The sequence below is a fragment of the Demequina salsinemoris genome, from assembly GCF_000974805.1.
GTDB classification, from domain to species: Bacteria; Actinomycetota; Actinomycetes; order Actinomycetales; family Demequinaceae; genus Demequina; species Demequina salsinemoris.
The window spans coordinates 367565-390332 of record NZ_BBQZ01000002.1 but is presented as its reverse complement, the minus strand read 5'-3'; the positions used below and the strand labels follow the sequence as shown (position 1 = coordinate 390332).

19 protein-coding genes and 6 tRNA genes are annotated in these 22768 nt (G+C 69.9%); 9 read left to right on the top strand and 16 right to left on the bottom strand.

Annotation, left to right across the window (positions count from 1 at the left end; translation table 11 throughout):
- Window positions 1–63 precede the first annotated feature (63 nt).
- Together AOP78_RS05380 and AOP78_RS05375 are read left to right on the top strand one after the other, a co-directional pair.
- Entirely contained in the window at window positions 64–1542 is a 1479-nt protein-coding gene (locus AOP78_RS05380) for a sensor histidine kinase (protein WP_062202186.1), read from the top strand.
- Complete coding sequence (locus tag AOP78_RS05375) at window positions 1539–2207, top strand: response regulator transcription factor (protein WP_062202185.1); 669 nt, start codon at window positions 1539–1541, stop codon at window positions 2205–2207. The genes AOP78_RS05380 and AOP78_RS05375 overlap by 4 nt, the downstream gene beginning before the upstream one ends.
- Before the next feature lie 44 nt (window positions 2208–2251).
- On the opposite strand, the gene AOP78_RS05370 is transcribed toward AOP78_RS05375, so the two are convergent.
- The 3 genes from AOP78_RS05370 to AOP78_RS05360 all read right to left on the bottom strand — a co-directional run bounded on the left by AOP78_RS05370 (window position 2252) and on the right by AOP78_RS05360 (window position 5776).
- Window positions 2252–2902, bottom strand: coding sequence for a hypothetical protein (locus AOP78_RS05370; protein ID WP_152659415.1), 651 nt, complete (start codon window positions 2900–2902; stop codon window positions 2252–2254).
- 148 nt (window positions 2903–3050) lie between these two features.
- Window positions 3051–4622 carry a deoxyguanosinetriphosphate triphosphohydrolase family protein gene (locus AOP78_RS05365; protein WP_236685300.1) on the bottom strand — a complete coding sequence of 524 codons (1572 nt, stop codon included), beginning with the start codon at window positions 4620–4622 and terminating at the stop codon, window positions 3051–3053.
- Window positions 4586–5776 (bottom strand): aminoglycoside phosphotransferase family protein, encoded by a 1191-nt coding sequence (locus AOP78_RS05360; RefSeq protein WP_152659414.1) that lies wholly within the window; start codon window positions 5774–5776, stop codon window positions 4586–4588. Before AOP78_RS05360 ends, AOP78_RS05365 begins: the two co-directional genes overlap by 37 nt.
- 145 nt (window positions 5777–5921) lie before the next feature.
- On the opposite strand from AOP78_RS05360, the gene AOP78_RS05355 reads away from it, so the two are divergent.
- On the top strand, window positions 5922–6767 hold the full coding sequence (locus AOP78_RS05355; protein ID WP_152659413.1) for a hypothetical protein: 846 nt from the start codon (window positions 5922–5924) through the stop codon (window positions 6765–6767).
- Window positions 6768–6968: 201 nt separating this feature from the next.
- Here the strand turns inward: AOP78_RS05355 and AOP78_RS05350 are convergent, their stop codons facing one another.
- The 7 genes from AOP78_RS05350 to AOP78_RS05320 all read right to left on the bottom strand — a co-directional run bounded on the left by AOP78_RS05350 (window position 6969) and on the right by AOP78_RS05320 (window position 15050).
- Window positions 6969–8531: a chitinase gene (locus tag AOP78_RS05350; RefSeq protein WP_062202181.1), complete on the bottom strand. Its 1563-nt coding sequence runs from the start codon at window positions 8529–8531 to the stop codon at window positions 6969–6971.
- Between the two features lie 61 nt (window positions 8532–8592).
- On the bottom strand, window positions 8593–11013 hold the full coding sequence (locus AOP78_RS05345; protein ID WP_201774753.1) for a glycosyltransferase family 2 protein: 2421 nt from the start codon (window positions 11011–11013) through the stop codon (window positions 8593–8595).
- 137 nt (window positions 11014–11150) lie between these two features.
- On the bottom strand, window positions 11151–12179 hold the full coding sequence (locus tag AOP78_RS05340) for a C40 family peptidase (protein WP_062202180.1): 1029 nt from the start codon (window positions 12177–12179) through the stop codon (window positions 11151–11153).
- A complete protein-coding gene (locus tag AOP78_RS05335; protein WP_062202179.1) occupies window positions 12176–12823 on the bottom strand; it encodes a hypothetical protein in 648 nt (215 codons plus the stop codon). Before AOP78_RS05335 ends, AOP78_RS05340 begins: the two co-directional genes overlap by 4 nt.
- A 161-nt stretch (window positions 12824–12984) precedes the next feature.
- Window positions 12985–13056, bottom strand: a tRNA-Val gene (locus AOP78_RS05330).
- 24 nt (window positions 13057–13080) lie between these two features.
- A complete protein-coding gene (locus AOP78_RS05325; protein ID WP_062202178.1) occupies window positions 13081–13953 on the bottom strand; it encodes an aminotransferase class IV in 873 nt (290 codons plus the stop codon).
- On the bottom strand, window positions 13950–15050 hold the full coding sequence (locus AOP78_RS05320; RefSeq protein ID WP_062202177.1) for a chorismate-binding protein: 1101 nt from the start codon (window positions 15048–15050) through the stop codon (window positions 13950–13952). Before AOP78_RS05320 ends, AOP78_RS05325 begins: the two co-directional genes overlap by 4 nt.
- Before the next feature lie 128 nt (window positions 15051–15178).
- On the opposite strand from AOP78_RS05320, the gene AOP78_RS05315 reads away from it, so the two are divergent.
- From AOP78_RS05315 to AOP78_RS05295, 5 genes are all read left to right on the top strand, one after another.
- Window positions 15179–15251: transfer RNA gene (locus AOP78_RS05315), tRNA-Gly, on the top strand.
- Window positions 15252–15284: 33 nt separating this feature from the next.
- A tRNA-Cys gene (locus tag AOP78_RS05310) sits at window positions 15285–15355 on the top strand.
- 5 nt (window positions 15356–15360) lie between these two features.
- Window positions 15361–15435: transfer RNA gene (locus tag AOP78_RS05305), tRNA-Val, on the top strand.
- Window positions 15436–15648: 213 nt separating this feature from the next.
- Window positions 15649–15721, top strand: a tRNA-Gly gene (locus AOP78_RS05300).
- Window positions 15722–15744: 23 nt separating this feature from the next.
- Window positions 15745–15819: transfer RNA gene (locus AOP78_RS05295), tRNA-Val, on the top strand.
- Window positions 15820–15887: 68 nt separating this feature from the next.
- Here the strand turns inward: AOP78_RS05295 and AOP78_RS05290 are convergent.
- On the bottom strand, window positions 15888–16883 hold the full coding sequence (locus AOP78_RS05290) for a lysylphosphatidylglycerol synthase domain-containing protein (protein WP_152659412.1): 996 nt from the start codon (window positions 16881–16883) through the stop codon (window positions 15888–15890).
- A gap of 24 nt (window positions 16884–16907) precedes the next feature.
- Between AOP78_RS05290 and AOP78_RS05285 the strand changes: the two genes are divergently transcribed.
- Window positions 16908–17834 (top strand): sulfotransferase, encoded by a 927-nt coding sequence (locus tag AOP78_RS05285; RefSeq protein WP_062202175.1) that lies wholly within the window; start codon window positions 16908–16910, stop codon window positions 17832–17834.
- On the opposite strand, the gene AOP78_RS05280 is transcribed toward AOP78_RS05285, so the two are convergent.
- The 5 genes from AOP78_RS05280 to AOP78_RS05260 form a co-directional block, all read right to left on the bottom strand.
- Entirely contained in the window at window positions 17828–19024 is a 1197-nt protein-coding gene (locus AOP78_RS05280; protein ID WP_083979848.1) for a glycosyltransferase family 4 protein, read from the bottom strand. The genes AOP78_RS05285 and AOP78_RS05280 overlap by 7 nt on opposite strands.
- 9 nt (window positions 19025–19033) lie before the next feature.
- On the bottom strand, window positions 19034–20020 hold the full coding sequence (locus AOP78_RS05275) for a Gfo/Idh/MocA family protein (RefSeq protein WP_062202173.1): 987 nt from the start codon (window positions 20018–20020) through the stop codon (window positions 19034–19036).
- Window positions 20021–20088: 68 nt separating this feature from the next.
- Entirely contained in the window at window positions 20089–21510 is a 1422-nt protein-coding gene (locus tag AOP78_RS05270; RefSeq protein WP_062202172.1) for a glycoside hydrolase family 1 protein, read from the bottom strand.
- Between the two features lie 69 nt (window positions 21511–21579).
- Complete coding sequence (locus AOP78_RS05265) at window positions 21580–21843, bottom strand: PTS transporter subunit EIIB (RefSeq protein WP_062202171.1); 264 nt, start codon at window positions 21841–21843, stop codon at window positions 21580–21582.
- On the bottom strand, window positions 21843–22751 hold the full coding sequence (locus tag AOP78_RS05260) for a PRD domain-containing protein (RefSeq protein WP_062202170.1): 909 nt from the start codon (window positions 22749–22751) through the stop codon (window positions 21843–21845). Before AOP78_RS05260 ends, AOP78_RS05265 begins: the two co-directional genes overlap by 1 nt.
- Window positions 22752–22768: the final 17 nt, after the last annotated feature.

The window sequence follows — 22768 nt, the reverse complement described above, 5'->3', positions numbered from 1 at the left end:
TCACCCCAGGCCCTCTCGACGGCCGATTCGGTAGCCTGGAACCAGGATGCTGAGGGAGCAGCCATGTCGACGAGGACGCTGTCGCTGCGCACCGTGAACGTGCGCACGCGCATCGTCGCGTCCATGATGTTCCTCGCCGCAGCGGCGCTGCTCGTCTCGGGCCTCATAGCCGAGCGCATCCAGGACTCGGAGATCAAGGCACGGATCGACGAGGACATCACCTCCGACGCCGAGGAGTTCGTCCAGTTCGTCGAGGACGGCGTCGACCCGACGACCGGCGAGGCGTTCGCGTCCCCACGCGAGGCGCTGCGAGCCTCGCTCGAACGCACCATCCCCGAGCCCCATGAGGGCATCGTCGGCTTCGTCGACGGCGAGCTCGCGTACGTCGTGGACGATGCGCCGCTCACCCTGGAGAGCGACGCGGAGCTGCTCGCCGCCATCGCCCCGCTGACGCTCGCGACGGACCAGTCGATCGTGCGCATCGAGACGGACGTGACGACGTACCGCGTCGCCGTCACTCCCGCGCATGCCACGGCCGACGGCAGCCTGGTCGTGGGCGCCGACTCCGGCGTGGTCGCCGACGGTGAGGTGGCGGCCGAGGTGCGGGCTTACGACGAGGTCGCGGAGCTCGCGCGCTTCAACCGGGCGTTCAGCATCTACGCGTGGGTCGCCCTCGGCTGCTTCGTGCTCGTGAGCGTCGCCGCGTGGAGCATCGCGGGACGCCTGCTGAGGCCCGTGCGCGTGCTCGCCGGCACAGCACGCGAGATCGGCCGCGACGACCTGTCCGAGCGCATCCCCGTGACCGGCAACGATGACCTCGCCGACATGACGGAGGCCGTGAACGAGATGCTCGGCAGGATCGAGGCGGCCTTCGCCTCCCACACCGCGCTCCTCGACGACGTCAGCCACGAGCTGCGGACGCCCATCACCGTCGTGCGGGGTCACCTCGAGCTCATGGACCCGGACGACTCCGCCGACGCAGCCGAGGCGCGCGAGGTCGGCCTCGACGAGCTGGACCGCATGAGCCGTCTCGTCGAGGACCTCATGACGCTCGCGAAGTCCGACCGGCCCGGATTCGTGCGGCCGGCCCCCGTCGATCTCGAGCACCTCACGGAGTCGGTGCTCACCAGGGCTCGCGCGCTCGGGGACAGGGAGTGGGTGCTCGACGAGTGCGCGTCGGGGACGATCGTCGTCGACGAGCAGCGCCTCGCGCAGGCCCTCCTCCAGCTCGCGTCCAACGCTGTGAGGTTCTCCCCTGACGGTTCCGACATCGGAATCGGCAGCAGCGTCGACGGGGACACCGTGCGACTGTGGGTGCGGGACCGCGGCCGCGGGATCGAGCCCGAGCTGCTCCCCCATCTCTTCGAGCGCTACTCGCAGGGACGACGCAACGAGGGCATCGGCCTGGGCCTCGCGATCGTCTCCGCGATCGCCCAGGCCCACGGCGGCACCGTCGACGTCGAATCGACGCCTGGCGAGGGATCCACCCTCACCTTGGTCCTGCCCGTGGGTGAGCCCACCGACGAAGGACAGCAGTCATGAGCCGGATCGTGATCATCGAGGACGAGGACCGCATCGCATCGTTCGTGGCCAAGGGGCTCGCGGCGGCCGGGTTCACGACGTCCCGCGCGGCATCCGGTCGCGACGGCTTCGAGCTCGCCATGTCCCCGGACTGCGACCTGGTGATCCTGGACATCGGGCTCCCCGACATGGACGGGTACGCCGTCCTCGAGCGCCTGCGGGGCTCCGGGAGCCGGGCGCCCGTCATCATCCTCACCGCACGCACGTCGGTGGAGGACACGGTCGCGAGCCTCGAGTCGGGCGCGGACGACTATCTCGGCAAGCCGTTCCGGTTCGAGGAGCTCCTGGCAAGGGTCCGTCTTCGCCTGCGCGACACCCCGAGGTCAGCGGACTCAGCGACGCTCGTGCATGAGGGCGTCGTCCTCGACCCGCTCACCCGCACGGTGACGGTCGACGGCTCCCCCGTCGAGCTGTCATCCCGAGAGTTCGGACTCCTCGCGGCGCTGCTCGCCAGCCCCGGTCGCGTGCTGAGCCGAGAGCAGCTCCTCTCGCGGGTATGGGGATACGACTTCGACCCCGGCTCCAATGTCGTCGAGGTGTACGTCCGCTACCTGCGCAGGAAGCTCGGAGCCGACCGGATCCAGACGGTGCGAGGCGCCGGCTACCGGCTCGCTCAGAGCCGGTAGCCGACGCCCGCGTCGCTGATCGGCGCGACCTCAGGGGGCATGGCCTACGAGTCGGTCTCGTCCTCGTGCTCGACCTCGACCTCGTCCTCGTGCTCCACCTCGACCTCGTCCTCCGATTCGACCTCGGTCTCGCGCTCGGACTCGACCTCCGTCTCCGACTCGGAGCCGGACGACGACTCATGCGTCGACGAATGCGTCGATTCGTGGGTGGACTCGTGGTCGCTCGAGTCGTCCGACGAGTCGTCCTCAGCCTCGACCTCGGTCCCGTGCTCCGCCTCAGAGGACTTCTCCGTGTGCGACGAGCCGCCGCCGGACGATGCGCCGTAGCCCTGCGACTCCCGGGAGGAGCCGCTCGACGAATCGTCGTTCGCGTCGTCGCCCGAGTCGTCGTTCACGTCCTCGGTCTCGTCGTCCGGGGAGTCGTCCTTGACCACCGTGAGCAGCCCGTCCGAGTCCGAGGAGTCGTCGGAGCCGTCGTCAGCGGTCACCGGGCCGATCTCACCGTCCGGTGAATCGTCGCCCTGGACGTCCCTGACCTCGGTGTCTCTCGGCTGCACCGCCTCCGCGTCCGCCGCCGGGTCGACGCCCTGGTCCACGGTCTGCTCGTCCGAGCCTCCCGAGAAGATCGGCAACGGCACCGAGCTCGCGAACGCCACTCCTCCGATCGCCAAGGTGCCCATCGCACCTGCGATCATCCATCCAGCCTTCCCTTGCACCCTCATGATCGCCATCTCCTCGCGTCGCCGTCGGTGTGCTTCTGCTGACACGTCAACGATGCGACGCCAGGCTGAGAGCAAAGGGAGCGCAGGATGAGAGAGCTCTCATCCGGGGCGCGCGTAGGGCCTAGAGGACCTGACCGCCGTCCCACAGCCGCTCGGAGGAGCCCGACACGAGCCCCGCGAGCGCTCGCGCCTGCGCATCGGTGAGCGAGGCGATGTAGTCGATCACTCCCCTGCCGATCGCCAGCGCATGGACGCGATCCCGGCTCAGGTCGAGCCCGATCGCAGCCTCGCGGTAGTCGAGCTCCGCGAGGCCGACGAGGTCGAGGAGACGACGCGGCGCGCGGTGCACGTCCCGCGGATCGTCGAGCCACGCTGCGAGCGCCTCGACGAGGCGTTCGATGACGCTCGCCTGACCGCGCTGATAGACGGCGAGGTCCGGACGATGCAGCACGAAGCGTTCCTGCAGGAACTTGAGCACCGCGACGTCGTGCCACGCAGCGGTGTCGAGGCTGACGTGCCCGGATCGGATCGGCGGCTCCTCCATCACGATGATCGAGCGCTGCAGGCGCGACACCCAGCCGGACATGAACACCGCGAGCGCGCGGTCCGCGTCGAGAGAGCCGTCGAACGGGACGGCGAGCAGCCCGTCGACCACGTCCTCCTGGATCCGAGCGACCGAGTCGCCGAACGCATCGTCCTGCGCGATCCAGGCATCCTTCGCGAGCAGGCGGCGCCTCAGCGCCTCGAGCCCGCGCCCCGGCGCGCGCGAGGTCGCCGCGAGCGTCGCGGCGGGGAGCTGCGACAGCGCGACCCGCTCGGCCCTCCAGGTCCGGAACTCCGTCGAGACCGCGGCGTGACCCAGCAGCGACGCCCTGTAGAAGTCGTCCAGATCGTGCAGCGAGTAGGCGATGTCGTCAGCGATGTCCATGACCGAGCATTCGACGGTCTGCTGACGCGCGGCGATCGCGGGGTAGGCAGCGCGAGCCTCCTCGAAGTCGTCGAGGTCGAGCGTGTACGCCGAGAACTTCGGGGCGCCCTCACCAGGGACGCGGGGAGTCAGCCCCCGTGGACGCTCGGCTCCGCCCGACCATCTGTCGCCCTCGGCCCGGTCCCATGGATACTTCAGCACGGCCGCGCGCACCGCTGCCGTCAGGTTGAGCCCCGCGCCCGCGCGATCGTACTCATCGAGCCTCGTGAGGATGCGGAACGACTGCGCGTTGCCCTCGAACCCCTCCTCGAGCCCGAACCGGTCCCTGGCCAGGCGATCGAGCGTCTGCTCACCGAGGTGCCCGAACGGCGGGTGCCCCAGGTCGTGCGCGCTCGCGGCGGCCTGGACGACGACCGGGTCGCAGCCCCCGAGACGAGCGACGACCTGGCCCCGCTCCCCCGTGTCCGCGGCCAGAGACACCGCGATCGCCCGCGCGACGGCCGTCACCTTCACGGTGTGGGTCAGGCGATTGTGGACCGCGAGCCCCGCGCCGGACTGCGAGATCACCTGGGTCACGGCCGACATCCGCGAGAAGTACGGAGAGAACCTGATCCGCTCCAGGTCCACCCTGTACTCGGGCCCTCGCTCGAGCCGCTGCGACTCATCCAGGGTCTCCGCCACCTTGCGCACGCGCCTGAGCCCGTCGGCGCCGTCCATGCTCATCGCGGTCATGAGGCCGCGGCCCGCGCGGCCTGATGCATCCACGCCTCAGCGTGCTCCAGATTCGCCGCGCCCGCCGCGAGCGAGACGAGGACCGCCGCGGTACGACCCGCTAGCTGATTGGCGTCCACGTAGGGAAGCATCCCCTTGACGAGCGCGAAGTGCACGTCGGGGACGTGACGGTAGCCGTGAGGGCTGAATGTCGGAAGCGTGAGCATGTGCGCCAGGAGGCATGCGACGTCGTCGACCAGGTACCCGGGTCCCGCGGTGTCGAGGTCGATGAGCGCGGAGGCGGTGAGCCCCTCGGGGCCTGGGGCGAGGAACAGATTGGCCGCGTGGAGATCCCCGTGCACGGGGACGACGGGGCCGGTCTCGCCTCGTCGCAGACGGTCCGCGACGAGGTCCTCGATCTCGTCCGCCCACGGCAGCCCCCGCAGACGGGCCTGCGCCGCATACTGCGGGAGCCGATCCGTCCAGGCCGGGCGCCCGGGAAGCTCGAGCGCTCGCGGGGACAGCGCCGTGAGGGCGCCCATCACGGCCTCGGGAGGGACGACGGGCGGGTGCAGCACCCGACCGGCGGGGTCGTACAGGTGCTCGGTGAGCGGACGTCCACGCGCGGCGTCGAGCAGGACGAGACCGTCGCCCAGCACCCAGGCACGCGGCGCGTGAGGACTCAGCGCGTACCGCTGAGCGACGTCCTCCGCCATGCTCGGGCCCACGACCTTCACGAAATGGACGTCGGGCGGAGCGCTCGGCTCCGCGTGCGCCAACGTCGACTCGATCCGCAGCACCGCGCGGCGCAACGGCCGAAGGACGAGCACGCGCATGCCGCGCACCTCGACAGACCGGCCGAGAGCCGCCGACATGGCCCGTCCGAGCGCGACAGGGTCGCAGGCCTCGGCGAGCGCGGGCAGATGAGGATCCACCGGATGCTCCCAGACGTGCACCTCGTCCGCACCCGCACCCACGGTCATCACGCCAGGATGAGAGCCGCGCGGCAGCTCCACGGTGGACGCCACGAGGTAACGATGGCTCCCGTCGACCATGACGTCGTACGACACCGAGGTCTCCGCGCCCGGCCGGTCGTGCACCGCGTCGACGGCCCAGGCGTCGAGCGAGCGACCCGCCGCGCCCAAGGCCTCCCTCAGGAGCGCACCGGCGCCTTCGCCTGTGAGCCGCGCCCGTCGTTGCTCCGTCATGCGCCCACGCTACCGAAGGCACTTCTCAGATTGCCGAACGGGCGCGCCGCGAACCCTCACGCATGCCGACGGATGGCCGATGGGGGCCATGACGACCGTCCTCTCGGTCACTTCGCAGCACCGACGCAGGGAAAGGGCTCACCACGTGTTGAACCGTGACTCGGCCTCCAGGGCCACCGCTCCGGCGGGAGCAGACGCACGCCCGCAGGATCGCGCTCGACTCGCCGCAGCCGCGACGATCGCGCTTCAGAACCACTACTGCGACTCGTGTCGCTCGGGCGTGCAGTGCGATCTGGTGATGCTCGCCGAAGGCGTGCTCAGCATGGACGCATCCGCCCGCGCGCATGAGGAGGACGCCGCGCTGTCCGCTCAGCTCGAGCAGGCGCACCAGGACGGCCGCATGGAGGCCATCGCTCAGGCCCTGGCCGTCATCGGCAGGTCCGAGGGCGAGCTCCGCGCCGAGGCCGATGGCGACGCTCAGCACCCCGCGTTCCTCATGGCGGAGACGCTGCGCCACCTCGCCCTCACCATCCGCATGGAGATCCGCGACCCGGACTCGCCCACGACGCTCGAGGTGATGGCCCGCGCCGAGGAGGCCCGCGAGCTCTCCAACTATGTCCGCGAGGTCTCCGAGCAGTACCGGGCCGACCACAGCGACGTCGCGAAGGTGCTCGACGACGTGGCCGGCGACATCGCGAAGGGCACCGAGGGCGTCAACCGCCTTCTTCAGGCGTCCAACATCAACACCCCCGCCGAGACGCTGCACGAGCTCTCCTTCGATCCCGACGCGGACATCCGCTGGTGGGCCGCGCAGAACCCGAGCACCGCGTCCGAGACCCTGATCGAGGTCGTCAAGGCCGAGCGTCATCCGACCGTGCTGTCCGCGCTGCTGATCAATCCGAACCTGCCCGACAGCCTCGTCGAGGTCTTCACGAACTACAGCAACCACGAGGTCGCCGCCGTGGCGAGGCGCAGGCTCGCACTCGCCTGACCGTCAGGGCCCTGACCGGAGCCTTCGCACGCGCCCCTGAGGGAGACTCCTGGGGCGCGTGCCTTCTGCTGTCACAAGACGTCAGCGCCTAGCACGCCATGGCGTGCGGTCGCCGAGCGCGCGCTGCTCTGCTGAGCCACGCGAATGAACCACGCGAACCGCGCCCGGCTCCGCAGAACCAGGGCGCGGCCGGCGTTGCCACTACTCGGGGATGACGAGCACCCAGGGATTGCCGCCGGACACCGTGGTCCCGGGCTCCTGGCCCTGGTTCCACCACTTCGCCTCGTAGGGGACGTCGTCGACCACCACGCGGTCGCCCGCGGAGTAGGCCTCCTCCTCATCCCATTCGGGATAGGTGCCCGCGGCGACGGTGGCGAGAGGCTCAGGCGTGTCGCCCTCGAGCACCGGCCCGATCAGCTCCCACGGGGAGTCCGCGGCGTTGTCCACCTCGGTGTCGGGTGCGAAGCCGCTGGTCCAGTACCGCGCCTCGTAGACGTAGTGATGCCAGACGATCTTGGTGCCCGCGGGGTACTCACCCATGGCGTCCCAGATCGGGTAGGGGCTCGAAGCCGGGTCGTCCTCGTCATCGTCGGTGGCGGTCGCAGACGCGCTCGCGCTCGCGGAGGCGGTCGCGGAGGCCGAGGCCTCGTCTGTCGTCGCGGTGGAGGACGTCGAGGACGCCCCCTCGAGCCCGTCGGAGAGGATCTCGGCGAACGACTGTCCGTCCTGATCGATGCCGCTGCAGTCGGTCTGCACGACCGAGAGCTCGGTGGGCAGGGGGCTCGTGCAGGTGGAGTCCCTGTTGAGCGACCACATCGACACCCTGCCGACGCCGTTGCTCTTCGCGAACTCGTTCACGGCCGCAGCGTCCTCGAGGGTGAACACCTCGTCCTCGATGTCGTTCTGGCCGATCATCGGGGTGATCCCGACCTTGTCCCAGGCCTCGAGATCACCGAGGCCGATGCTCTGGTCCGCGTAGGCCTGCTCGATCTGATCGTGAAGCGCCTGTGTCGCGGCGACGACCACGTCGGAGTACGCCTCATAGCCCGACAGGTCGGTGCCGAAGTCCATCGTCATGCCGTTGACGCCCGCCAGGTCCACGCCGGCCTCAAGCATCTGCTCGACGACGGCGAGGCCGTCGGCGGTGAGCCCCGTCTCGGCGACGGGGAGGGTGAGCCACACGTCGAGCGATTCGCCCGACGCGGCGGCGTCGTCCTGCACGGTCTTGATCGCCTCCGCCCGGCGTTCACCGGCCGCGGTGTCGGTCAGCGTCGTGCCCTCGATGTCGAGGTCGATGCTTGAGAGGTCGTAGCGGTCCACGACCTCGGCGTAGGACGCCGCGAGGGTCGTCGTGTCGGTGCACGACACCGCGAGCTCGGTCCCGGCCTGGCCTCCGAACGACACGCTGACGTCGCCGCCGGTGCTGCGCAGCTGCGAGATGCGACGCTCCAGATCGAGGTCGTCGGCCGCATCGTCCAGGGTGTAGGCGCCGCCCCACATGGGGGTGCACGAGTCGTCGCCCGCGACCACGAAGGACAGGACGATGTTCTCCTCCGACGGGCCGGAGGGCGTGCCGAACGAGTAGGTCGGCGTCACCGTGGCGTCGACGTAGGCCGCGAAGGTCGCCACGTCGGTGTCCACCGGCGCCGCGAGCACATCGGCGAACGCCCGGTACCCGCCCCAGCCGACGGCGGCGGCGCAGCCGAGCGCGACGCCCACCCGCAGGAACGAGACTCGGGTGCGGGGTGCGGCCTGGGCGGTCATCGGGTCCTCCCCTGGGTGGGGTCGTCAGAGGGCATGGAGGTGCGCTGCGAGGGGTCCACGATCAGCTCCTCTGCCTTGCGCGGGTGTCGCCGCGGCGCGGCGCGGGCGCGGCATGCTGCGCCGGCATCCCATCCGAGTGGGGCTCGTGGTCAGGCCCGAAGTACAGGACGGCCTCCCAGTCCGGCTCAGGCTCGGCCTGCACGGTGTCCTTGGTCCGGCGGGGCTGCGCGGGCACCCGCACCCAGTGCGCGAATCCGAGCAGCACGTCGATGATCGAGTGCCTCAGGCCGATGAACGCGATGATCGCGTAGACCGTCAGGACGCCGTTGAAGAGCGCGAAGGCTCCGTTGGCCCAGTTCTCCGTCCGCACGTCGTACGCGAGCGTGTAGAACGAGAAGGCGGCGATGAGGTAGGCGGCCAGCACGTAGAGCGCGGGCGTCGCGGTGCGCCCCTCCACCTTGGGAGTGCGCGCGAAGGCGATCTTGGTCTTCGCTGCGGCCTGCTGAAGGGACTTCAACGTTCCCGCGAGGTTCACGGGGAGCAGGATCAGGTTGAACGCGTAGACGCGGAAGATGTCGGTGCGCTTGTAGCCCAGCCGCTTGAAGTCCGAGGACATCGCCAGGAAGTACGGCAGCGATGCGACCACGACGAGGGGGCTCAGCAGGCGCGAGTCGAACGGGAACGCGAGCAGGAGGACCAGGCCGATGCTCGCCCACGAGATCGACGCCATGTAGTTGAAGCGCAGCATCGAGTGAGCCCACGGAACGCGCCTTCCCTCCTTGCGCGACTTGCGTGCGAAGCGGAGGAACTTGGGCAGGATCAGCAGCCCGCCGTTGGCCCAACGGGCGCGCTGCACCACGAGCGACCCGTAGTCGGGCGGAGTGGCGCTGTAGCTCAGCCGCTCGGGGTAGTTGTGGAGCGTCCAGCCCGACGCGACGAGGTCGATGCTCGACTCGGTGTCCTCGATCACGGTGTGGTCCTGAACATAGCGGCGCACGGGCTCGCCTCGGACGTACGAGACCTCAACGATGTCGTCGAGCGCCACCTTGCGGATCACGGCGTTGGCACCCACCCAGAAGGTCGCCCCGTAGTGGCTGAGGCCCTGGTGGAGGATGTGCTGGATGTCGGTGGTCGCGGCGGCGATACGCTCCAGGCGGGTCGGTGCTCCCCTGAACGAGGAGTAGGGGGTCTGGATCACCGCGATCCGCTCATTGCCGGGCATCTCCATGTGGTGGATCAGCCGCAGGCAGTACTCGCGCAGCAGCACGCTGTCCGCGTCCAAGGTCAGGAGGTAATCGCTGTCGGGGATGATCGCAGCGCCCTCATCACCCTCCTCGGCGTCCCTGAGGACGAGTCCGAGCCGGGTCTCGACCTCGCGCACGCGGCGCCCCATGAGGCCCATGTACGCGTTGAGGTTCATCGCCTTGTTCGCGTCGTGCGGCAGGTTGGCGTAAGCCTTGCGCTCGAACGACGTGAGCGTCGCGTCGAAGGTCCACACGAGACGGCGGCACAGCTGCACGAGCCGCGCCGCGGGCACCGGAGCGCCATCATCGAGCGACTGGAACAGTGCTGCCGCGGTGCGCTCGAGGTCCCCAGCGAGCCCGCCGAGCACCTCCTCCGCGAGGAAGTCGTCGGAGTGGTTCGGACGCGGGTACGCCTCGGCCTGCTCTCGCAGCCACCCGGCGGCCCACACGTAGTCGGACGCGAGCGACCGCACGTCCTCGGCCGTGCTCGCTCCCGCCGCTTCCGCACGAGCCTCGCAACGCGCAAGCGAGGCGAGGAACCGCTCATGGGGTCCGCGCAGGAGCTCCATGATCTCGCCAGGCAGCGCGCGACAGCCCTCCAGGCTGGCCCGAGCGGCGTCGTCCTTGGGGTTCTGGGGGTCGTCGATCAGGAGGACGATGCGCATCCCGGGGTACTCCTGGAGCGCCGCCGACAGCAGGGTCGCCCGCACCACGGCGGGCTCCTCGGCGTACGACGGCACGAGCACGGTGAGGGAGCGTCGCGTGTGAGCCATGAACGCATCGATCTCCGCGCGCGGCACACGCGCGTGCAGTCGCGTCCTGTACAGGGCTCCCTGACGAGCCAGCAGGTACATGAAGGCGCTGAGCAGCAGGAGGCTGACGATCGTGGCGTAGGCGATCGTGCCCACGACCAGGCGGGAGTCGTGGACCCCGTCGTCGATGAAGCGCATGATCAGGACCTGGATCAGGTAGACGAACCAGGCGACGACGGTGACCGCCATCCCGAGCCCACCCATCCAGGTGGCACCCATCCCCGCTCGCTTCTCCTGCATCGGGAGCGGCGGCCGGGGACGCTCGGCGCCCCACTGACGGCGACGGCGGCGCGGCTTCTGCTGCGCGTTGCCACCGCGCGCGTCATCCGTGTCGCGGTCGCGAACGATCGCTGCGGCGCCCTTGCCGCCGGCGTCCATCGAAGATTCACCTTCCGCCGTCTTGCCGACGAGAATGTCGGAACTCACTGCTGCCTCCCTCAGGCCTGCTCCCCCAGCGGCACGCGCACCGTCTGACACTCGGTGCACGCACAGCCGGTCCATTGTAGGCACCCGATGCCATGCTGGTGACCGAGACTCCGGGACGGCACGAGCACCGTCCCGCCTCAGGAGAAGACCCGCACCGCCTGGGGAACGATGTCCAACCACGGGTCCAGCACGTGCACCGAACGCACCTGCGCGGTGCCACGGGACGTGGAGAGATCGATCATCTTTCCATCGCCCAGATAGATGCCCATGTGAGTGATCCCGCGATACGTTCCGCCGTTGCCCGTGAAGAACACCAGGTCGCCGCGCTTGGCGTGCGAGAAGGGCACGTGCTTGAAGTTCGAGGCGTAGAGGGCTCGAGTGGACCGGAAGCCGCTCAGCGAGTGACGTGCGACGTTCGTCCTGCCTGTGGGCATGCCTGCCGCATAGAGAGCCTGCATGACCATGCCCGAGCAGTCCGCCCCTTGACCCGGGGTCCCCGCACCGCCCCACACGTAGTCGGAGCCCACGTACTCCAGGGCGGTGTCGATCATGATCTCGATGCGCTCGCGCCTGGTCGCCGAGCGGTCCGCGACCACCTCATGCGTGTAGCCGCCTACCGAGGTCCAGGAGCGCGAGCTCAAGCCCAGCGCGAGCCATGTGGCCCTGTTCACGGTACCCGTCGCACGAAGGCCGTGGCTGTGCTGAAACGCCTTGACCCGAGCCACCGTCGCGGAGTCCATCGTCTCCCACCGGCTTCCCATGCCAAGCGCGCGCTGGACCAGCTTGACCTTGTTGCCGTTCCTCCCGGGGGTCAGCGCGTATCCACCGTCGACCGCACGGATCCTGGTCACCGGTTGGAGGTATCCGCTGGCCGCGCGATACCGCATCGTCGGCTTGACGACCAGGGCCTTCGACTGCGTGGGCGCGATCGCTCGCGTGCCGCCGACCACGACCCTGAACAGGTAGCGGTTGTGATCATTCGCGTACCAGGTGTCGTCGCCGCCCTTGAATCGGAAGACCACCGTGTCGAGACGCGTATCGTCCGCGCGCTTGGTCTGGATGGTCTTCCACCCGCCGTCGCGTTTGACCTGCAGCTTGACCTGACGACCGTAGGCGTTGGTGATGAGGACCTCGCGGGTCCACGTCTTCCCGGCCTGTCGACTCACGTCACCGCCACGGTACCTGCACCCTGCAGCTGCTGGCTGAGCGCGACCCTCCAGGACTGCTCGCCGTTGTCATCCTGAGCGAGCACCGCCGAGACCCGCCTGGTCACCGTCGTGCCAGAGTCAAGGCGGTACGCGACCTCGGCGGTGAGCCCCTCGCCTCCGAGCGACTCGACGTCGCCGCTCGAGGTGAAGATGGCCTCACCTTGCACACGCAGGGTGCTGGCCGACGTCCCCGTCGTCGCCACGCTGATCGACCCCTGAGCGACCACGATCGGGTCGGGTTCCGAGGTGGGGTCGGGCTCCGGGGTGCTCTCGGCGTCTGATTCGGAGACCGGGTCGGCCGATGTCGCAGCGTCGGCCATGGTCGATGGGGCCGCCGTGGTCGCCGTCGCCGTGGGCTCGGGTGAGGTCGCCTCGGATGGCTCCTCCGAGACAGAAGTCTCTGCAGGCGTGGCGTCTGTGGATGCCGACGTGTCGACGTCGTCGGTGGCGTACGCGGCCGGGGCGAACATCGCGACCAGCGCTGCCACGACGACGGAGACGATCGCGCCCCGCGTCAGGCGCAGCCCAGGTGAGGCAGAGCCGCGCCGAAGGCGCTTCGCCACCACGATCCCGGCGCCTGGCGCCGGATCCGCGTGCCTCACAGCTGCTCCCCCCGGTAGATGTACCTATGACCGTCCTATCGCACACCGCGCCCGACATGTGAGCACAAGCAGGATCGCACCTGCGACAGATCGAGCGCGATTCGCCGCGCCCGGAGACGCGACGAGGGCCCTCGGCGGATGCCGAGGGCCCTCGTGTTCGGTGGGCGATACTGGGATCGAACCAGTGACCTCTTCCGTGTGAAGGAAGCGCGCTACCCCTGCGCCAATCGCCCGGTGAGCGGATACCACTATAGCGGCTATTTGGACCTCGGAGGTGCAGGGTCCAGATCCGCGTCGGCCGCGGCCGTGTAGACGCCGCTCAGCCGTTCCAGCAGCCGGCCAGGCGCGAGCTCGACGCCATCGAGGATCTCGACATGCTGGAGGCCGCGGGTCGACGAGGTGACTGCAAGGTGCGCCTCCCCCTGGAGGACGTCGTCGAGCACGCTCATCTCGAGCTCGCCCGGCGCGGCGACGCGCACGGGGATCCCCGACCGCGCACCCCATTCGAGGAGCAGCCCGCGGGTGATCCCGGCCAGGCATCCCGAGGCGAGCGGCGGGGTCACGATCTCGCCGTCCTTCTCGAGGAACACGTTCGTCCCCGTGCCCTCGCAGAGGTGTCCGTGCGTGTTCGCCATGATCGCCTCGTCGGCGCCCTTGGATGCGGCGTAGGCGGCCATCACCGCATTCTCGGCGTACGAGGTCGACTTCACTCCCGCGACCGCGGAGCGCTCGTTGCGACGCCACGGCGAGCGCACGGCCCGGCAGCGCGCCGGGGCGGGTCCACCGGCGACGATGACGATGACCCTGAGCGGACCCTCGCCGCGCACCGAGCTCATGGGCCCGGGACCCGAGGTGACGGTGATGCGCACGCGCGTCGCCTCGTCGCCCGCCTCGGCGAGCGCCTCGCCGACGCCCCGCCGCACGAGATCGAGATCCAACCCCTTGAGCATCATGCGCTCCGCGGAGTAGGCGAGGCGATGCAGGTGGCGGGTCAGCGCGAATGCGGCGCCCTGGCGGACCTCGAGGGTCTCGAACACACCGTCGCCGACGGTCACGCCGTGGTCGATAGGCGCGAGCGCGGGCGACGCCGGGTCCTGAAGGGCGCCATCGATCCAGGCAACGGGAATCATTGGGACATTCTGTCGGCAGAGGCGAGGCCGATCAAGCGACGCGCCTTGAGCGCGGTCTCCTCCCACTCCCCCGCGGGATCCGACCCCCACGTGATGCCGGCCCCGGTGCCGAAGCGCAGCGTGCCGCCCGCGGCATCGTCCCACCAGAAGGTGCGGATCCCCACGGCGAGCTCGGCACGGCGCGCGTCGGCGTCGATCCAGCCGATCGCACCGCAGTAGGGCCCACGCGGCTCCGTCTCCTCCCTCGCGATGATCCTGAGGGCAGAGGACTTGGGCGCGCCCGAGACCGAGCCGGGCGGAAAGGTTCCCGCCAGCAGGTCGGGCCACATCTCGGCGGTCCAGTCGTGACGGTCGTCGAGCTCGGCCTCGACGGTCGACTGAAGATGCGTGAGCCCCGGATGCTCGTGCTCCCCGAGGAGCTCGGGCACCGCGATCGTCCCGGGACGGGCGACATGCGCCAGGTCGTTGCGCACCAGGTCGGTGATCATCACGTTCTCCGCCACGTCCTTGTCGAGCATGCGCTCGCCCGGCGCGGCCGTTCCCTTGATGGGCGACGACCGCATCGTCCCGCCCGTGACCGACAGGTACGACTCGGGCGATGCCGAGACCACCCAGGCCCCCGGCATCGTCTCGGTGCGCGGGATCACGATGCGCGCGGCGTAGCGCGCGGGGTTGCCCCGCGCGAGCCGCTCCGACAGCGCGACGGCGTCCGGGCCCGGCGACGGCGACGGCAGCGGCGCGGACAGCACCCTGCAGAGGTTCACCTGATACGCCTCGCCGTCGCGGATGTCGCGTCGGATCGCCTCGACGCCGGCGACGTAGGCGTCGCGGTCGAGCGACGTGCGCCAGTCCGTGGCCGAAGGGCCGCTCCACGGGCGCCGCGGCGCCGACGGCTCCGCGCGCGGGGTCACATGCTCGGCGCGAGCGAAGCGCCACGCGTCGACCCTGCCCTCGAAGCTCCCAACGACGACCCACAGCCCGCCCTCCGCGAGCCGATGCCCGTCGACCGTCGCGTCGATGTGCTCGACCGGCTCGGAGGCGGTGAGCCCCCGGAACTCGGCGCTGCCGAGCCGTCTGCCGTCGTCGTTCCATTCCACCGGACCTACGCTAGCGGGGCCGGCCGTGCGTGGGACGCTGCGCCGCCCCGCACGAGCGGCTCGCGATTTGGTGTTGCACTGATGTTTCCGCTAAGGTTTTCTTCCTGTCAGGGCAACAGCCCAGACACGCGGACGTGGCTCAGTTGGTAGAGCATCACCTTGCCAAGGTGAGGGTCGCGGGTTCGAGTCCCGTCGTCCGCTCGGAGTTCTTCAGGCCAACTCGTTGGTCACCACGGTGGGTTGGCCGAGAGGCGAGGCAGCGGCCTGCAAAGCCGTATACACGGGTTCGAATCCCGTACCCACCTCGCACGGGCGATTGGCGCAGCGGTAGCGCGCTTCCCTGACACGGAAGAGGTCACTGGTTCGATCCCAGTATCGCCCACCAGACATGAGGCCCCCGGCAGAAGCCGGGGGCCTTCGTCGTTCCCCTGCGAGGACGATGCGGGCGCCCCTCGACGATGCGCCGCCTCCCAGGTCTCGGCCTCCGATACGAGACGACGCCGCGGGACGCCAGGACACGCCGATTTCATCGAGTTGTCACCAGAGGGCCTCGGGATCGGGCATACTATTCCCCGGCCCGAAACGCAGTACGGGCCGCGCGGACGTGGCTCAGTTGGTAGAGCATCACCTTGCCAAGGTGAGGGTCGCGGGTTCGAGTCCCGTCGTCCGCTCGCAGGTTGCGACCCGGTCGCACGGGCGATTGGCGCAGCGGTAGCGCGCTTCCCTGACACGGAAGAGGTCACTGGTTCGATCCCAGTATCGCCCACCACGCATAAGGCCCCCGGCGGACGCCGGGGGCCTTCGTCGTCTCCCGAGACGGGAGTTGCGCTCGTGCCGCTACGCTGCCCCCGCTCCCCCGCGTCGCGCACGCTCGAGCGCGACGGCGATCGCCCAGAAGAGCACGTCGACGAGCGCCGACCACACGCGGCTCGCGAGCACCACCAGGGATGCTGTCGAGGCCGGCAGGACCACGAGCAGGAGTGCGAACTGCGTGGCGTCGCGCGTGCCCAGGCCGCTCGGCACGAGCGGCGTCAGCATCCCCACCACGCCGGAGAAGCCGAACGCGCCGACGAGGAAGAGCATGTCGGCGGCGGTGGTGGAAGGCACGAGCGAGCGCATGAGCAGCGCGTAGGCGACACCCGACAGGACGGCTCCGACGGCGTACAGCCCCAGCGAGTCCCGGACCACCGCCCAGCCGATCCGCTCGGGCGCCTGGCGGCGGAGCACACGGAAGCCGAGCCGCAGCACCCGGTTGAACACGGGCGGCGTCATCGTGACGAGGCCCAACGCGGCGCCGACGGCCACGACGAGGCGCAGGGTGGGCGACACCTCGCCGATGCGGGGGTCCACGGCGAGCAGCGTCAGCGAGACCGTCCCGACGGCGACCACCTGAGCGGCGGCCTCGACGAGGGTCGACACCGCGAGCCTCGACTTGGAGATGCCATGCTCGGCGGCCATGTAGATCTTGCCCGCGATCCACGGGACGGTGCCCGGGATGTAGCGCGCGAGCCAGGCCTTCGCGTAGATGTCGGACATCGCGCGGAACGGGGGCAGGTCGCGGGCCCCGAGTCGGGCCAGGACGACGCGCCACACGAGCACGCCGAGATAGCGGAAGGCGAGCGAGACCGCGGTGGCGGCGACGACCCAGCCCCAGCCCACCTGGAGCCCCTCGAGCGACGCCCAGTCCACGGTCCAGACGAACCAGCCGAACGCCACCACGATCGCGAGGTAGAACAGCCACCTGACCGCCACGCGCCGCACGCTCCGGCCCGCGGGCTTGCCGCCTGCGTCCTCGACCGGATTCATCTCAGGCCCAGCTTCGCTTCCTGTCACGGCGACCACCCTAGACTGGCGCTCATGCGCCCCGTGGACTTCTTCATCGTCGGGCAGCCGAAGTCCGGGACCACAGCGCTCGCCACGTTCCTGGACGAGCACCCCGAGATCTCGATGGCCGTGCCCAAGGAGCCCGCCTGGATGGCCTCGGACCTCATCGAGGAGAGCGTCGCCGCTCACGGCGACACCCGCAAGGTCTCGGTCGCCTCCGAGTCGGACTACGCGGCGTGCTTCGCAGCGGCCACGGCGGACCAGCTGCGGGGAGACGCGTCGACGTGGAACCTGTACTCGCGTTCGGCGGCAAGCCGGATCCACGAGCACAACGCCGAGGCCCGCATCGTCGCCCTCATCCGTGAGCCCGTGGCCATGATCGCGTCCCTCCACCAGCAGTACGTGAACGAGTCGGTCGAGGACCTCGCAGATCTTCGTGAGGCGCTCAGCGCCGAACCGGCGCGGGCCGCGGGCCGAGACGTGCCGCCGCGGGCCCCCGTCCCCTCGCTGCTCCTCTACCGAGAGCGCACGCGCTTCCGCGAGCAGCTTGAGCGCTACTTCGACGTCTTCGGACGCGACCGCGTCCTCGTCGCGCTCACCACCGATCTGCGTGACGATCCCGATGACCTGTACGGACGCATCCTCACGCATCTCGACGTCGCGGACACGGGCTTCCGCCCGGAGTTCCGTGGCGTGCACGAGTCGAAGGCTCCGCGCTCGACGACCCTCAACGCGATCGTGCGCTCGGACGCCGTGAAGCGTCCCGTCCGGGCCATCCTCGGCAACCGGAGATACACCGAGCTCCAGAAGCGCTTCGTCGAGCCCGCGCTCATGAAGGACGCGACGCGTGACCCGGTGTCCGCAGACATCCGCGAGGACCTCCAGCGAGAGCTCCTCGACGAGGTGCTCTACGTGTCCGATCTCCTGGGCCGCGACCTCGTGACCGAATGGGGCTACTGACCCGCATCCGTCAGCGCCGCGACGTGCCGCGGCAGGACCGCCTCCCACGTGAAGGACTCCCCCGCCCTGCGCCTCGCCGCATCGCCCATGGCCCGACGCCGCTGCGGGTCGCCCGCGAGGGCAGCGATCGCGCTCGCGATCTGATCGGGACGATGCTCGTCCACGAGGATCCCCGTCTCGCCGTCGGCGACCACGTCCGGGATGCCCCCGCTGCGCGTCGCGATCGTGGGGATGCCGGCGAGCCCGGCCTCGACGAGCACCAGCCCGAAGGCCTCTTGCCATCCCGAGGCCGTCATCGTCGACGGAGCGAGGAGCACGTCCGACTCCGCGTAGAGGCCGGGAAGCTCCACCGGATCCACCCACCCGGCGTAAGAGACCCGCTCGGCGACGCCGAGCGACGCCGCGACCTCGTCGAGACGCTCCCTCTCGGGTCCTGAGCCCGCGATGGTGAGAGTCGCGTCGACGCCTGAGGCGACCGCCGCGGCCAGCCCGGCGACCGCATCGTCCGCGCCCTTGCCGTCGGCCAGCCGGCCGACGAACAGGAGTCGCAGAGGGCTCGCGGGGGCGGCGGGGCGAGCGACGGAGAAGCGGTCGGGAACGCCCATGGGGACGATGCGGTAGTCCCGGTTGCGCAGGTCCTGGCAGACCGCTCGGGTCGCCGAGCTGTTCACGACGACGATCCGGGCGCGGCCGAGCGTCCATCGCTTGAGACGCGTGGCGAGCGCCCCACGGAGCGTGAAGACGTCTCCTCCGTGGACGGTGACGACGAGCGGACGACGCACGACGAGCGTCGCGACCGCGGCCGCGAAGCCCTGGGGCACGAGCCAGTGGGCGTTGACGACGTCGCTGCCGCGCGCGGAACGTGCCGTCGCGACGATCTGCGCGAGCGTGTAGCAGGCGCCCTTGAGCGCCCCGAGGCGCGCGCGCCCGTACTGCCCGTAGGCGATGTCCTGCCCCGAGGCAGGCCACCAGTAGCGGAAGCGCCCGATCCGGATGCCGTCGACGGTCTCGGCCCGCGCGGCACCCTCGTGGTGGGGGGCGAGCACCGTGACCTCGAGCCCCGCGTCGCGCAGCTGCGCGGCGTACTGCGCGACGAACGACGGCACACTGTCACCGGCCCACCGCGGATACGTGGAGGCGAGGATCAGCACGGAGCGCGGCGGGCGCGCTTCACGGGTCGGTGGCTCCACCCGGCGACCCTATCGCGACGTGCTGCCGGTTCCGGGGCCGGCGCTGGCGGCGGCGCGCTGCATCGTCTCAAGCACCGCCCTGCTGTGCGCGAGCAGCCGGTCGCGCACCTCCAGGTCGCGCTCGGCGACGATCCGCACGAACTCGCGGAACTCGTCGGTCATCCGGTGCGCGGGCAGGTCGAGAGGCACCGGCGTCGTCCCCGCGCGCGTGGTGACCGCGAGCGGTCCGCACGTGTTCGGCGCGCCCGCCATCTCGACCGTCGCGACGTCACCCTGCACCGTGGCATGGGACGAGGCGTGCGAGTCCTTCGCGCACACGATGACGGCCTGGGCGTCGGCGTAGCCGAGCACCAGGACGCCCGAGGTGTCGACGCCGCGCTCGACCGTGGGGTGGTACGACACCGCGGACGGCGCGCCCAGCAGCGCGACCGCGAGGTGGATCCCGTAGATGCCCAGATCGCGCAGTGCTCCCCCGCCCCGCGCGGGGTCGAACGCGGGGTGCACGTCCCCGGCCAGGAACGCGTCGTACCTTGAGGAGCGCTGCGAGTACACGCACTCGACGAGCCGGATCCGTCCGAGCTCGGGCAGGCGCCGCTCGATCTCCTTGAAGGCCGTGTGGTGGATCGTGGTGATCGCCTCGACGAGCACGAGGCCCCGCTCACGGGCGAGAGTGGCGAGCTCGTCGAGCTCGTCGAGCGTGCTGGTGAAGGGCTTCTCGCACACGACGTGCTTTCCTGCGAGCAGCGCCGCGCGCGCCGCCCCGTGGTGCAGGTCGTTGGGGAGACCGACGTAGACCGTGTCGATCTCCGGGTCGGCCAGGCAGTCGTCGAGGTCGGTGAAGACCTTCGGGATGCCGTGCTCGGAGGCGATCGCCTCGAGCCTGGCCAGGGACGATGCGCGACCCTGGATCGCGACGACGTCAAGCCCCGACACGTCTCCCACAGCCTCGAGCAGGTCCCGGACGATCATGCCGGAGCCGAGCAGTGCGAGTCTCATGAGGACATCCTGCCGCGTCCGTCCCGGGCCTCGGGGAGATGCGCGGCCCGGGACGGTCAGCGGCGGCGTCAGGCCTGCAGCGAGGCGCCGTTGGTGCGGATGACCTCGGCGTACCAGTCGAAGGACTTCTTCTTGTAGCGGTCGAGCGTGCCCGTGCCGTCGTCGTTGCGGTCCACGTAGATGAAGCCGTACCGCTTGGACAGCTGCGCGGTCGACGCGGACACGAGGTCGATCGGACCCCAGGTCGTGTAGCCCCACAGCTCAACACCGTCGGCGAGCGCCTCGCCCACCTGCACCAGGTGCGCGTTGAGGTAGTCGATGCGGTAGCCGTCGTCCACGGTCTTGACCCCGTCGACCTCGACCAGCTGGTCCTTCGCGCCCAGACCGTTCTCCACGATGAACAACGGCTTCTGCCAGCGGTCCCAGAACTGGTTCAGGACGATGCGCAGGCCCTGCGGGTCGATCTGCCAGCCCCACTCGGATGCCTCGAGGGTGGGGTTCGGCACGCCGCCCATGATGTTGCCCGCGCCGTCGGCCTTGACCGCCGGGTCCGCGGACTCGCAGATCGACATGTAGTACGAGAAGGACACGAAGTCGACGGTGTTCTTGAGGTCCTCGACGTCCTGATCGGTGATGGTCAGCTCGACGCCCTTCTCGCGGAAGAAGCGCTTGGCGTAGCCCGGGTAGTAGCCGCGCGTGTGCACGTCGGAGAACATCAGGTTCGCGTGATCGGCATTCATGACCGCGACCGCGTCGTCCGGGTTCGGCGTCAGCGGGTAGATCGGCATCGAGATGACCATGCAGCCGATCTTCATCTCGGGGTTGAGCTCGTGCGCGATCTTCGTGACGCGAGCCGAGGCGACCAGCTCGTGGTGGATGGCCTGGTAGAGGTCCTGCTCCGACAGCTGCTCCTTAGGCGTGTTGATGCCGCCCGAGCCGAACGGGATGTGCAGCACCGAGTTGATCTCGTTGAACGTCAGCCAGTACTTCACGCGCGAGCCGTAGCGCTCGAAGCACGTGCGCGCGTAGCGCTCGTAGAAACCGATCAGGTCGCGGTTGACCCAGCCGTCGTACTTCTCCGCCAGGTGCAGCGGCGTCTCGTAGTGCGACAGCGTGATCAGCGGCTCGATGCCGTACTTCTCGAGCTCGTCGAGCACACGGTCGTAGAACGCCAGACCCTCCTCGTTCGGGGTCTCCTCATCGCCCAGCGGGAAGATGCGGGACCACGCGATCGAGAAGCGGAAGACCTTGAAGCCCATCTGCGCGAACAGCGCGATGTCCTCGGCGTAACGGTGGTAGAAGTCGATCGCCTCGAGCTTGAGGTTGTCCTCCGTGGGACCCTCGATCCGGTCGAACATGATGCCCTTCGGCGTCACATCCTGAATGGAGAGGCCCTTGCCGCCCTCGGCGTAGGCGCCCTCGATCTGGTTGGCGGCGGTAGCGCCGCCCCAGAGGAAGCCCTGCGGGAAGTACGTGGCGTTGTCAGTCATGGCTGTTCCTTCTGTCTGCGGTTGCCGGTGCGCGCGCGGCGCGCACCGAGGTGGTCTGGACGCGCCGTCTCAGGCGCGTGACGTGGCGACGATGCGGGTGACCGTCGCGTAGAGGTCGTCGAGGTGGGACAGGGGCGCGATCTGGAGCTGTCCGGTGAGGTGCATCGCGAGCGCGACCCCAGGAAGGGCTCCGATCGCCTCCACGTCCGAGGCCTCGGGGTCCGCGAGCACGAGGCGGAGCCGCACCATGCAGCGCTCGACGGCGGCGATGTTCTCGACGCCTCCCGCGAGCGAGATGACCGACGCCGCGAGCAGCGCGCTCTCGGCGTCCATCACGCACCCTCCGAGCCGACGCTCAGGCCGGCCGTCAGGCGCATCACGTGGATCGAGAGGTACAGGGTCTCGCCCTCACCGACATCCCAGCCGTAACGCTCCGCCAGGTACTCGGCCATCCTCAACGCAGTCGCGTGCTCACGGGGCTGCGTGGCCTTGATCGCCGCCGCGAGCGGGGGCGTCTCCAGGTCACGCTTGATGCCCGTGCGGCCGCGCACGTAGAGGTACCTCAGGTGGGTGACGAAGCGCGCGACGGCGGTCGAGTCCTCGTCGATGTCCGCGCTGTACTCCTCGCGGATGATGTCGAGCAGATGAGCCAGCTCGGTCGTCATGTTCATCGTCGTGGAGATGTCCCGCGAGCCGAACTGCGCGTTCACGAAGTGCAGCGCGAGCGGCACCGCCTCGACGTCCGGAAGCCGGACCCCGCTCGCCTGCTCGATCATCCCCAGCGCATCGCGGGCGAAGGCGAGCTCCTCCGGATAGAGGGACTCGACCTCGTACCGCAGCGGGTAGTCGATTACGGGCACGTTCTCACGCGCCCGTCGCAGCGCGAAGCTGATGTGGTCCGCGAGGGGAACCAGGACGTGGTCGGTCACGTGCTCACCAAGCGCCACACGGCCCGCGGCCACGATGCGCTCGGACAGGTCGAGGTCGTCCGAGGGGATCTCCTCGATGAGCGCGGCGATCCGCTCCGCTGAGGCGTTCGCACCCGGCACGAATCGTCGTTCCACGATGGACTCGTCGACGGTGTCCCCCCGCTTGGCCTGGAAGCCGACGCCGCGCCCGAAGAGCACGACCTCGCCTCCCTGCTCGTCCACGCCGAGCACCACCGAGTTGTTGAACACCTTCGCGACACGCAATGCACACGCTCCCTCAGCCAGGGCGACGCTGCCCTTGCTTCCGACCATACCGAGCCTCCTGACGA